The organism is Mycoplasmopsis pulmonis (assembly GCF_900660575.1).
GTDB classification, from domain to species: domain Bacteria; phylum Bacillota_I; class Bacilli_A; order Mycoplasmatales; family Metamycoplasmataceae; genus Mycoplasmopsis_B; species Mycoplasmopsis_B pulmonis.
Genome location: NZ_LR215008.1, coordinates 551,736 through 564,808, shown reverse-complemented (window position 1 = coordinate 564,808; position 13,073 = coordinate 551,736). Strand labels below are relative to the sequence as shown.

Genomic DNA, 13,073 nt, shown 5'->3' with positions numbered 1-13,073 from the left:
ATGACATCAACAATAATGAAATTAACAAAAGTTCAACAAAATGCAGTTGATGATATCTTAGAGCAATTTAAAATAAATCATGAATATAAAAAACAAGAAAACCAAAATAAATATGATCTTGATAAAGAAAAAATAATTCAATTTCAAGCACCAACTGGTAGTGGTAAAACATTTATGATGGCCAACTTTATAAAAAGATTAATTTTAAATTATCCAAATGAAAAATTTGTTTTTGTAATAGCAACTCTTTCTTCAGCGGATTTACCAAAACAAATGAAGGAAAATTTAGATGAGTATAAAAGATATTTAGGTAATTATTTTGAATCAAAAGTAATTGAATCACCATCAAAAAATAGGATTGTAGCAAAAGACAAATCTTATGAAATTCATGCTCAACAAAATAATGTTTTTATTTTTGGAAAATCATCTTTTGGTAAAGATAGAATTTTAACTGAAAGAGGAGAAATCCAAAAATTTACTAGCTCTGCAATAAATGATGGATTTAAAATAATTTATATTAGAGATGAAGCTCATTATGGATCTAAAAAAACATCATTAAAAAAAGATGAGACAAAATTTGAAAATATTATTCAAAATAATGCCTATTTTGTAATAAAAATGACTGCAACTCCAAATGGAGATGAAAAGCTTATTTATATTAGTGAAAAGGATTTAAAAGAAGATAATATTCAACTAATAAAAGATGAGAAAAAATTTAATTTTGGAATAGATGAATTTGAAAAAGATAAAGTAATAGATTCATTTGATATTTTAGAAAAAGCAATTGAAAAATTTAAAGAAATTAAACAAAAGTATTTAAAAAATATCAAAGTCAAAGATATAAATCCTGCCATGCTAATTCAAGTTAGTGATAAAACAAAAAACAATGAAGAAGAATTTGAACAAAACATTAATAAAATCATTGAAATTTTGGATAAAAGGAATTTAAATTGAGTTAAATATTTTTCCAATGAAAAAATAGATTCAAAACTAAGAGGAAAAATTACTTTAAAAAGCATTTCACAAGACTCCTCTGATGTTGATGTAATTATTTTTAAAGTTGGCCCAGCTGTTGGTTGAAATATTCCAAGAGCTACAATGCTTGTTAAACTTAGAAATGTATGTTCTGAGTCTTTAAGTGTTCAAACATTAGGAAGAATTAAAAGAATTCCTCTTCCGGAAAAACAACATGAACAAGGATCAATAGTTAGAGAATATTATGTTTATTCTAATTTGAACATTGATGAGGAATTTGAAATTAAATTCAAGATAAAAAATGAAGTAAAAGATATTAAATTTTTTATAGGTAATTTAAAATTTAAAGAGAAAAAAGAAACAAAAATTTTAAAGGACTATGAACTCTTAAATGAGATTCAATTTATTATAAATAGTGAAAAATTTAACCAAAGATTTTTAAAAGCACTTAGAAAAAATCTTGAAAATTATCATGAATCAATTAATAAGTCTAAAGATGGTTTTAGATTTTTAATTGGTGATTTAAAAAATTATGAACAAGATAACAAAGACATTAGAAAAATATCTGATGACAAACTATATAACAAAATAGATTTAAGATTTTTTTTATTAGAACAATGAGCAAAAACAAAAAAGATATTTTATGGAAATATTAAAGAAGAAATAAATAATTGACTTAAATTTTTTATAGATCAAAATTTTAAAAAAGATGAAAATATATCAATCGATTTTGGATGATATGTTTTATTTAAAGATTTCAAAAATCAATTCAAAGAAATTGAAAAGAAATTAGAAAAAAATGAATATAAAGAAGTTGTTGAATATCAAATTTTTAGAAGCAAAAATTTACCTGAATTTTATAGTGAAATATTTTTAGAAAAAAGTAAAAACAAAATTGACTTTAATGCTAAAAATTATGCATATGAACAAATAACCAAAAAAGACAAAAATCAAAAAGATGATGAAATTCAACTTCAATTAGAATCTAAAAACGAAACATCTTTTCTTGAAGAAATCAAAAGAATTTTTAAGCAAAAACACAAAAAAGAAATTGAGATTTGAAGTAAAAACATTCCCCATCAAGGTATTGGTTTTGATTATATACATAATGATGAAAAACACACATCATTTCCTGATTTTATTATTAGATATAAAGAACATATTTATTATATTGAAGTTAAAGGTAGTGAAGAACATGATATTAACAAAGATAAAACTAAAAGTATTTTAAAAGCATACAAAAATTATGTTAGAGATTTTCTAAAAAAGAAAAAAGAAAAACCAAAAGGAGATTTTTCTCTTTTAGTTTGTAGAGTTGATGAAAATCAAATTTTCTTTGAAGGAGCTAGTACTAATAAAAAAATTAATAATCTTTTAAAAGAGGATGAAAAATTAGATAAATATGAAAAAAATGAAATTGAAAAATTTTTTAAAATTTTTTTAAATATAAATATCTTTTTAGTTTTGAAATGACTCAATTTTTTAGAAAAATCTTTATCTTTGAATTTATTTTTTAAAAACAAAGCAATGAAGCTATTGAAAATCACTTTAATGTGAAAAAACAATTCATTTAGCACTAACTCATAACATTATTTTTTTTTTTTTTTTTTTTTTTTTTTTTTTTTTTTTTTTTTGAATAAGATAACCTTTATGTCTCAAAAAGCAAAAAAATCAAAAAATAAATTTAAAAAGTTATTGAAGTTATTATCAATAGGCACAGTGTTGCCATTAGTAGCTTCTTTTGGTGTTGTTGCTTGTTCAATACCAACAGAAAAAGAAAATCAAAAAAACACTGATACAAGCCAAAGTACAAATCCATCAAATACAGCAGAGACAAATAGCTCTAGCAATAATTTGACTTCTCCAATAAAAGCTCATAAACAATTAGCAATTGACTACAATAAATCAGCTTATCAATTAAATAAATTTTTAGAGTTAAATTTAGACAAACACTTAAAAGTTGAAATTGAAAACAACTTTGATATTTCAAATGTATTGGCAAAAAATTTTAATAAAAATCAACAATGGAAAAGATTGAAATTAAATACCAATGATTTGAAATTAGAGAGTGTTCAAAAAATAATTCAAGACAATAAAATTGATCTTAAAAAATTTGATTTCAAAATTGATTATATGTCTCTTCATGTAGATCCATATGATTCAAGAAAAGTAAATTTCAATATCAATGTTAAAGTTAGTGATCAAAAAAATGATGTAAAACTTTTTTCACTTCATAAATTAAAAAGAGAACACACTGGTTTTAAAGAAGATGATTCAAACAACATTAATTATTCACAAGAATTTGAAAAATATTTTGAAACTAAAAAGCCAAGTGCAACTTTAAAAAGTGAAAAAAGTGATGTTTCATTTACACAACTTGTTAAAGATTTTAAATCTTTAGAAGATGATGATTTTTCAAAATTATTAGAAAAAAGAAAAACATTTATTAAAGAATATGTTGATCTAGTTAATTTTGAAAATGAACAAGACAATGTTTCATTTTTAATTAACAAAGTTGAACTTGATCAAGAAAAATTAAATTCTCTAAAATTAACATTTAGATTAATTAGAAAAACAAATGAAGTTATTAAAAATGTCATTACAAAAGAGAAAGAAGCCATCTATGCTTCTAAAGAATTAACATTGACTTTGTCAAAAGAGCAAGCATCTTCATTAAAAGATGAAGATAAACAAAAATTTGTTGAATTAAATGTAAAACTTAGAGCCTATGACTATAGCTCTGCTCACAACTTTGATTTTGAAAATATGGAAGATTCTCTTTCAAAAGTTATTGTTGATTCAACTCATGAAAAAATTAAATATCATGTTTTAGATGTTACAAAAAATGATCAATATACAAGATCATGAAAAGTAAAAATTATTAGCATAAGTGAAGATCCAAAATTTGACAAAATTGAATTTGTAAAAAACTTTGAAGTTCCAAATAGAGGTTACATTTTTGCCTCTGAACTTCAAGATAAAAACATAAACTATTTAATGGATTTAGGTGAGTTAAAATATGATCAACTTACAGAAATTTCTCCTGCACTAAGAGAGAGATTACAAAGTCCTATTGTCTCTGGAGGATGATTAGATGATAGAAGTATTTATAGTACAAGTAAAGCCTCTGATAAAAACACAAAAGATATCCATTTAGGTGAAGATATATTAATTGAGCAAAACAAAGAAGTTATAGCTCCTTTTGATGGAAAAATAATTGCTTCTTACTATGCTCCTAGTCCATACCAAGCCTATGGTTTAGGTGTAATAACTGTTCTTGAAGTTATGAAAAAAGATTTAGTAGGTCAAATTGATCAAAGTGTTATTGATAACCAATTAGCCGAAACCGATAGAATTTACATAGCTTTTATGCACTTAAATCCTTCTTATTTGGAAAATTATGGTAAGTTAGTCGAAGTTCAATCAAGTACTGCTGCAATAGAAATAACTCCCGCTACTCCTAAAACTGTTAAAAAAGGTGAAGTTATTGGACTAGTTGGTGAATTTAAAAATAATGGTGGATGAATGCCACATGTCCACATTGAAGTTTCTTTGGGTTCTACAAATCCATACTCACTTGAAGGAATTAAAGCTAAAAGATCTTGAAGTTCTTCTATTCATAACAATGATAGAAAAAATTCTTATAATCCTCTAAAAACTCAAAAAGATCCTAAGGGCACAATTAAACCTATTGGAGTTACTAGAAGATTATTAAATAAAGGTCAAGAACAAGTAGATCCTATAACTTTAGAACCAATTAAAAATAGTAATGATGGACTAAAAAATCCTGATAGAAGATACTTTTTAGATGACTATCATGCATATGAAAGATGAGGACTTTTAAATCCAAATTTATTCTTTAGATTTAATGATGAAAGTGCACTAAGATTTAACATTTTTGACAATGATCCAAACGTTAAAGAAATTGAGCCTCAATATAGTGAATAATAAAGTTTAATGAACCAACCAATTTGGTTCATTTTTTGTTAAAAATTTAATTTATTTAACTTTATAAAATATTTAAAAGAATCAAAAAATAATAAATTATTTTCTAAAAATATTTTATGACATATAATGGTTTTACTATGGCTAGACATTTTTATAATAATAGAGATTACATACTTGATGAACAACGAAAAATAGTAATTTTAAGCAATAATTTTCACAAAAAATTATTAGCTAAAAAATTATGAAATAAATTTGGATTTAAAAAAATTGGAGGCTCATCGATTGCTGATGTTTTAGAAATTGATGATTTTAAAAGTCAATTTTTAGCTTTTTGTAGAATCTCATGAATAGCTCCTCCAATAATGATTAGTAAATATATAGATGCCGGAGTGGCAATTGAGCCTATGGTTATTGACTCTTTAAAAAAGCACTGGCCAAAAATTGAAATCCAATCATATAGTGCTCAAGATTATAACTATGATTATTTTGCCGGAATAAATCCAATAATAGGGGGAGTTCCTGATGGTTATATTCCAAGTAAAGAAATAGTTTTAGAAATTAAAACTACTGGTGAGAAAAATTTTGAATCTTGGAATAAAAATGGAGTGCCTCTTGCTTATTTAAAACAAGCTCAACTTTATACATATTTAATGAATAAAGAAAATTTTTGAATTGTAGCAACTTTTTTAAAAGATGATGACTATGCTGAGCCTGAAAAATATCCAATAGAAAAAAGAATTATAAAAAATTTTATGTATAAAATTGATAAAGCTCAAGTTGAAAATGACCTTGCTTTAGTTTTTGATTGATATAAAAAATACACAGAGCTAGGACACTCTCCTGTTTATGATGAAATAAAAGATAAAGACTTAATTGATTACTTAAGATGCTCAAATGAAAAAGAATATTTAGAACTTATAGAAAGATGAAAAAAGGAAGGTAAAGCTGATTCAAAATTCAAAGCTTAAATTTATAACATTTAATATTTTTAAAAAATATTTTTCAGGAGCCAATCCCTATTTTCTTTGAAATGACTTTCAAGATAGTCCAAACAAAAACAAAGTTGAAAATATTGAAGAAAATTTTGATTTAGAAGATCAAGAACAAATGTTTAAAAATTGATTTTTAACAGGTGATTTTGATGAAGAAGATGAAGATGAAAATGAGAAAAATGTTCTTAGTGATATTTTAAAAGTTCCTGAAGTAGTTCAAGTTTTTAAAGATCATAAAAATGTTGCTATAAATTTTTTAAAGTCAAATTATTCTAATCATGAACTTGTTATAATTAATTCCAAACTTTCTTTGGAGCAAAAAGTTGAAAAAACTTTGGCTTTTTCAAAAGAAAAAAACAAAATCATTGTTAATCCAGTTTTTCAATGAAAAAATATTATCTCAAGACCTTTTGCTTATTTTACTAGTGAGCATAAATTAATTAATTTAAAACTCTCCTCATCAACAAAAAGAGAAGATTTTTTTAGAGCTTTTTTCGATATTGAAATAATTGAAAAAATCCTTGATTTTCAAATCTTGGACTATGCTCAATTAATTTTTAAAATTAAGCAAAACACCAAAGCAAGAGTTATTGAATTTGAGGAAATAGCCTCAGCTCATGCTTCTAAAAGCTCTAAATCAACTAAAAGAAGCAACTATTCAAGGAATTATAGTGAGTATGTAGAGCAAAAAAGAAAAAATTCTTATGGAATAGAAACTGATAAAAAAAAGACTCATATTATCTTGGAAGATTTTAGTAATTATGAGTTTAAAAGCAAAATTGGCTATTGTTCAATTTTTGAAGTTTATCATGAAATTAATGATGGACAAAGCGCAAGTTATCCAGAAATAGGCCATGATCAAATAGTTACTAAAAATACTTTAGTAAATCACCCTTTTAGAAATGAAATAAAGAATTTTTTATATCCAGAGTTTAAAGACTCTTCAATGAAATTTTTCAAAATAGGTGATATAAATTTTGATTATAAAAAAGCTCTTAAAACTTTAGAGGAGCTAAGAAAAATTGACTTTAAAATTGCTAACTACAATGGTTTTGTAAAACTTTTACAAAACTATCGTCAAAAAGATATCGAATATATTTGATACGATTTTGAGTCAATTAACTTTCCTCTTCCAGTTGTTGACTATGCTCTTTATTATCAACATATTCCTTTTCAAGTTTCAATTATAAAAACAAAAGATTCAAAAATAATATTTTCAGAAGATCATGTTATTGATCCAAAGCAAATTTCAATAGAAGATCTTGAAGAAATTGTCTATAAAATTTATGGCTCTAGTGAATTTAATTTAGAAAATAAAAATAAATATGTTGTTTATAATAAATCTTTTGAAAATAAGGCTTTATGGTTAATTGCTGATTTAGTCCAATCAAAGACTAAAAACATAAGACACAAGCTCATTGATATGGTTGAGCAAATTATTGCAAACACTCTTGATTTATTAGATTTTTTTAGTTCTATGAACAAAGATTATTCAGTTATTATTGGCTCACTTGAAGGAAAATATAGTATTAAATTACTTGAAAAATATATTAATAAAAATAACTTTAATTTAAAGCATAAAATAAAGCCATATAAAGAACTTGAAATTCAAAATGGTCTTTTAGCAATGACTGAAGGAATTAAGAGGTTTTTAGGTCAAAGCCATGATCAAAGTTGAAAAAAAATAGAAGAGAATTTAAAACAATATTGCCACAATGATGTAATGGCAATGCTCATGGTCTATGAATTTATTGAATACATAGCTGAAATTGAACAAAAAAGATTAGAAAAAAGTTAAATTAATTTTTTGAATTCAAAGTTTTTAATCTTTAAAAACTTATTTGTTTTACTAATAAAAGCTAATTAAAAAAGATTTTAAAAAAGCAAGAAAAAATCAAGAAATGAATTTCTTGATTTTTGTTTTTTATTTTGTTTTTAAATGTTAAAACCTTTAACAATTTCCTTGATTTGTTCTCTTTTCTTTTCACCTTGGAAGTGATCAACGATTGTAAAACCTAGTTCAAAACTTGAAAAAGCTCCAGCTCCTGTAAAAAGATTTTTATCTCTAACAATACCAATTGTTTCTGTAAAGTTTTTTCCTCTTTTTTGATTTTGAAGTGGATATCCAACATATTTTTCTTCGTTAATAATTCCTGAGTCAAAAAGTACATTTGAAGCAAAACAAAGTACAAAAAGATCTTTTCCTGATGTGTAAAAATCTTTAATAAATTTTAAAGTTTTCTGATCATCAGCTAATCTTCTAACATCTTTTCCACCTAGAATAAAAATTGCATCATAGTCTTTGTGGCTTACTTTTGAAAGATCTTTAACACTAACATCTGCATATGAAGTTTTGTGTTGTCCATAAATTCTATCTTGACCATCTGGGTTGTAAACATCCATTGTATCAAATGTTTTTGATATATCTAAAATTGACATAACAACTGAATATTCAATGTCTTGATATTGATCATGTAAAATTGTTAATAATTTCATTTTTCTCTCCTAAAATATATATAAAAATTAAATTATAGAATATATAGAGAGAAAATTTTGAAATTAATAAATTAATATTAAAAATAACATATAAAAGCTTAGACAAATCATTGAATCAAAGCGATCTAAAACTCCACCATGGCCTTGAAGCAAGTTAGAAAAGTCCTTGATGTTATTAACTCGTTTAACCCATGAAAAAAATAAATCACCAAAAATCGAAATTAAAGGTGCAAAAGCAAGTAGAGAAATAAATAGAAAAATGTTTTCTATTTTAGTACTAATTTGTCCATGTTTAAAAATAGATCTAAATTCACTAAAGCTAAAGACAATAAAACAAGCAGCAATAGCCCCCCCAATTAAAGCAAAGAAAAAACCTTCTCAAGTTTTTTTGGGACTAATCATTGGAGAAAAAGGTCTATGAATAAGTCTTTTTCCTAAAGCTAGTCCTCCAAAAAAACCAAAGCTATCACAAACTACTGGAATACTAAAAATAAATAAAGCAATTGGTCAATAAAAAAATAAGCTATATAAGATAAATTTTGTAAAGACAAAAATTAAAACCATGATAAAAGTTAAAAGTAATGAATTAGACAAAATTGCATTTAAATTTCTATTATCTTTAGCCTGACTAATGTATTTGTAAGAGACAAAAAATAAAATCATAGCAATAATTGACAAATAAATATAAGGGCTTTTTAAAATTGTAATAAGAGTGTTTTTAACTTCTAAGTGATTGCTTGAAATAGATTCAATTATTGAATCATTTGGCAAAGTTAAAAACAAAATCAAGAGGCTAAAAACAAAAATGCTAGTATGTTTTTTAAAAGCAAAGGCATTGATGGCTTCTATGATCATAAAAGTAGCTATTGCTAAAAAAACAACTATTAAGCTAGTTCTAAAAAAAACTATTCATCTAGGCTCAATTTGTTCAAAAAGCACATTTGTTAAAATTGAAATTGTCATTGAATATAAAAATCCAAGAATGACAATAAAAGCTCATAAAATTCTATTAGATGCAATTTTCTTTAAAAACATAATCCAAATTATAAAACAAAAGTTTATTTTTAACTTTAAATAGCTTTTTAGATAAGGATTTTAAAAGCTTAAAATTAATTTAATAACTTTTTAGTTTAGAATATAAACTTATGAAAATATTTATTGACCTAGGCAATTCTTTTGCAAAATTTGCTCTAAAAAATGAAAACAAAGCCCATTTTCTTTTTAGGCTCAAAACTCAAAGTGTAGTTGATCCTAGCTTTGAAATAAAAAGCTTTAACTTGTTTGAATTTAATAAATTAGATGTTAAAGAAATTTTAATTTGTTCAGTTAGAAATGCCAAAGAAAATCAAATTTTAGAATTTAAACTTAAGAGTATTTTCAAAAATGCAAAAATTGATTTTTTTATTCATAAAAGTCAAAGTCTTGTTAAATTTTGTCAAAAAGAATTAACTTCAGAAATAGGTCTTGATATAGTAGCTAATGCTTATTATGTTTTACATAAAAGTAAAAATGCAATTTTTATCTCTTTAGGAACTGCCATTGTAATAACTCAAATTAAAAACTCATCTATTGAGGGAATAAGTATTTATCCTGGAATTTATCAAAGTTTTAAAAACTTTTTTAATGTAGTTGCTAAAATTGAAAGTAATTTTAATATCATAAAAATTCCGCCAATTTTAGGAAAAATTACTTTAGAGTCTATATCTTCTTCACTTGTTCGTGGAAGTGTTTTTTTGCTAAAAGGCTACATTGATGAAATTGATAAAACAAGTGATATTTTTATCACTGGAGGGGACTATCACTTTCTCAAAGATTTTTTAGAAAAAGAAAAAATCTTTGATTATAAATATGTAGATAATATGGTAATAGAGGCTCTAAATTTATTTGATCAAAATAGTTCAAAAGAAAGCAATGATGAATAAAAAAAAGCAAAATTTAGTTTTAAATAATTTAGGTTTTGATAGTAATTTAAAAGTTTATCAAGACAAAGATGCATTCAACTATTCAGTTGATACAATTTTACTTGGCAATTTCATTCATTTAACCACTAGCATTAAATATGCCCTTGAAATAGGAGCTAATAATGGAGCTTTGAGTATTTTTGTAGCTTCACGAAAAAAAGATTTAAAAATTGATGCAGTTGAAATTCAAAAAGAACCTAGCGAGTTAGCTCAAAAAAATGTTGAGTTAAATAATTTAGAATCTCAAATAAAAATCATTAATCAAGATTTCAATGATTTTTATAAAAATCATCAAAAAAATACTTTAAAAAAATATCAAAGTATTTTTGTCAATCCTCCTTATTATCAGCTTGATAAAAATAAAACAAAAAAAATTGAAAAATCTAAGTTAATAGCAACCCATGAAGTAAGTATTAATCTCGAGCAAATTATTAAAGGCTCAAGAGGTATTATTGAGCAAAAAGGTTATTTAAATTTTGTTATTCCAATTGAAAGATTAGTTGATTTATTTTATCTTTTAAGAAAGTATAACTTTGAACCTAAAAGAGTTCAACTTGTCTATCCTAGAATTTATGAAAAAGCCAAATTTGCCCTAGTAGAATCACGCTTTAATTCTGGATGAGGAGTTCATTTTTTAAAAAATCTTTATCTTCATCCAGAGGATAAAAATGATCATTCATATCTTGAAGAAATTAAGAAAAAATATAAACCAAAAATTTTTGAATAAAAAATCAACCTATATTAAAGGTTGATTTTTAGATATTTTTTTGATTTATTAGCAAACTATTTTTGCTCTTCATTTAATCTATCTTTTAAGAAAGTTTTTTTAAAGAAATTAAATTTTTGCTCACTTCTTGTAAAACTACACTTTGGATAAGCAGAACAAGCTATATATCTTCCCTTACCATAGTTGTTTTTTCGATAAACTAGAGGTTGATTATCTAGAGGACAGTTTTCGCCTACAAAAGAAGGAATTAAAATTGTTTTTTCCATGGTTTTATAAGCATCATCAATATTTTTTTCAAAAAGATTTCAAAACTCACTCATCAAAATTTTGTGATCACTTTTTCCTTCAGCTATTTCATCTAAGTTTTTTTCAACACTAGCTGTATAGTCTTCATTAATTATTGTTGGAAAACCAGTAATTAATTTTTCATTGACTTCTTTTCCAAAGTTTGTAGGAATAAGCTCTCTTTCAATTTGATCAACATAACCTCTTTTTTTCAAGATATTAACAGTTGTTGCAAAAGTTGAAGGTCGACCAACTTTGATGTTATCAAGAGCTTCAATTAAACTTCCATCATTATAACGAGCTGGAGGTTTGGTTGTTTTTTCTTGTTTTATATATTCTTGAACTTCAATAATGTCATCTTCTTGCAATTTTTTATTTTGCGAATAAGGAGCTTTAATTTCAGGAAAACCAATGGCTTTAAAATAACCATCAAAAAGAATTTTTGATTCATAAAATTTAAAAATGTTGCCATTGTCTTCTAAAGTATATGAAGTTATTTCTCTAATAGGAACTGACATAATAGCTTGAAGAGTGTTGTTATAAATTAGTTTATAAGTTTCGTATTCTTCTCTTTTTAAATTGTATTTAGATCTAGCTTTTTCGGGAGTAAGTTCTAAATTAGTAGGTCTAATAGCCTCATGGGCATCTTGATCTCCTGCAAAGCCTTTAATTTCTTTTGAAACATATTCAAGGCCATAAGTTTTTTCAATGTATTTATGAGCATTTTCAATAAAATATTGACTTAGCCTAGTTGAGTCAGTTCTTGGATAGGTAATTAATCCATCATCTCCAAAACCTTCAAAAAGTTTTTGAGAAGCACTTTGAACTTGAGTTGATGTCAAAGAAGATCTTTTATATAAAACAGCTTGTTTAAAAGGAGTGGCTTTGGAATCTTTTCTAGTAGAGTGTTTAATTTTTTTGATAGTTAATTTTCCACTTAGAGAATTATAAATTTTATCAACTTGATCTTCATTGATTCAATTTTTATCTCCTTGATTTTCTTCAAGATATAAAAGCGCTTGATAGTCTTGGTCTAAATTTGCAATGATATTAAAGTATTTTTGTGCTACAAAATTTTCAACTAGTTTTTCTCTTTCTATTACTAGTTTTAAAGCAATAGACTGAACTCTTCCAGCACTAGGGGCACTTGGAATATTTGAAAATTTGTGTTTCATCAATTTTGAAAGTCTAAAACCGATGATTCGATCTAACATTCTTCTAGTTTTTTGAGCTGTTATTAAATTTTCATCAAGCATTTTAGGATTATTAATAGCATTTTTAATAGCTTGTTCGGTAATTTCATTGTAGACAATTCTTTTATAATTTTTTAATTTTAAAATATCTACTAAATTTTGACCAATAGACTCACCCTCACGATCGGGGTCAGTTGCTATGTAAACTAGCTCTGATTTGTCAGCTGCTTCTTTTAATTCTTTACAGATGGCTCTTTTTTCAGGATCCATTTTCATAAGAGGCTGCCAATTTTCAAGGTCAATACCTAAACCATAGGCTCCAGAGGCAGGAAGATAAGCAATGTGGCCAACAGAAGCTTTGACCACATAATCTTTACCTAAATATTTTGAAATTGCCTTAATTTTATTAGGCGATTCTACTATTACTAACTTATTCATGTTTAGATAATTTAACACAAAAAGAAAAAATGGAACAAAAAAAAGTTTTCCATTTTTT

At 24.9% G+C, this 13,073-nt stretch carries 9 protein-coding genes; 6 read left to right on the top strand and 3 right to left on the bottom strand.

Translation table 4 applies throughout. The annotated features are described in order from the left end of the window. From EXC36_RS02340 to EXC36_RS02325, 4 genes are all read left to right on the top strand, one after another. A complete protein-coding gene (locus tag EXC36_RS02340; protein WP_129690277.1) occupies positions 1 to 2,562 on the top strand; it encodes a DEAD/DEAH box helicase family protein in 2,562 nt (853 codons plus the stop codon). 63 nt (positions 2,563 to 2,625) lie between these two features. Next, the gene (locus tag EXC36_RS02335; protein WP_083801833.1) at positions 2,626 to 4,923 is read left to right on the top strand and encodes an MSC_0775 family lipoprotein; all 2,298 of its coding nucleotides are present in this window, start codon (positions 2,626 to 2,628) and stop codon (positions 4,921 to 4,923) included. A gap of 137 nt (positions 4,924 to 5,060) precedes the next feature. Next, positions 5,061 to 5,891, top strand: coding sequence for an MAGa7180 family putative nuclease (locus EXC36_RS02330; protein ID WP_041364116.1), 831 nt, complete (start codon positions 5,061 to 5,063; stop codon positions 5,889 to 5,891). Beyond that, positions 5,869 to 7,713, top strand: a complete 1,845-nt coding sequence (locus EXC36_RS02325) for a DUF2779 domain-containing protein (RefSeq protein ID WP_408634248.1) — start codon at positions 5,869 to 5,871, stop codon at positions 7,711 to 7,713. The genes EXC36_RS02330 and EXC36_RS02325 overlap by 23 nt, the downstream gene beginning before the upstream one ends. Before the next feature lie 137 nt (positions 7,714 to 7,850). Here EXC36_RS02325 and EXC36_RS02320 read toward each other — a convergent pair whose 3' ends face one another. Then, positions 7,851 to 8,411, bottom strand: a complete 561-nt coding sequence (locus tag EXC36_RS02320; RefSeq protein WP_129690275.1) for a DJ-1/PfpI family protein — start codon at positions 8,409 to 8,411, stop codon at positions 7,851 to 7,853. 63 nt (positions 8,412 to 8,474) lie between these two features. Continuing rightward, positions 8,475 to 9,446, bottom strand: a complete 972-nt coding sequence (locus EXC36_RS02315; protein ID WP_129690273.1) for a phosphatidate cytidylyltransferase — start codon at positions 9,444 to 9,446, stop codon at positions 8,475 to 8,477. A gap of 110 nt (positions 9,447 to 9,556) precedes the next feature. On the opposite strand from EXC36_RS02315, the gene EXC36_RS02310 reads away from it, so the two are divergent. Together EXC36_RS02310 and EXC36_RS02305 are read left to right on the top strand one after the other, a co-directional pair. Further along, positions 9,557 to 10,333 (top strand): type III pantothenate kinase, encoded by a 777-nt coding sequence (locus EXC36_RS02310; RefSeq protein WP_129690271.1) that lies wholly within the window; start codon positions 9,557 to 9,559, stop codon positions 10,331 to 10,333. After that, positions 10,323 to 11,099: a tRNA1(Val) (adenine(37)-N6)-methyltransferase gene (locus tag EXC36_RS02305; RefSeq protein WP_041364110.1), complete on the top strand. Its 777-nt coding sequence runs from the start codon at positions 10,323 to 10,325 to the stop codon at positions 11,097 to 11,099. The genes EXC36_RS02310 and EXC36_RS02305 overlap by 11 nt, the downstream gene beginning before the upstream one ends. A gap of 56 nt (positions 11,100 to 11,155) precedes the next feature. Here EXC36_RS02305 and topA read toward each other — a convergent pair whose 3' ends face one another. Next, the gene (topA, locus tag EXC36_RS02300; RefSeq protein WP_041364416.1) at positions 11,156 to 13,015 is read right to left on the bottom strand and encodes a type I DNA topoisomerase; all 1,860 of its coding nucleotides are present in this window, start codon (positions 13,013 to 13,015) and stop codon (positions 11,156 to 11,158) included. Positions 13,016 to 13,073: the final 58 nt, after the last annotated feature.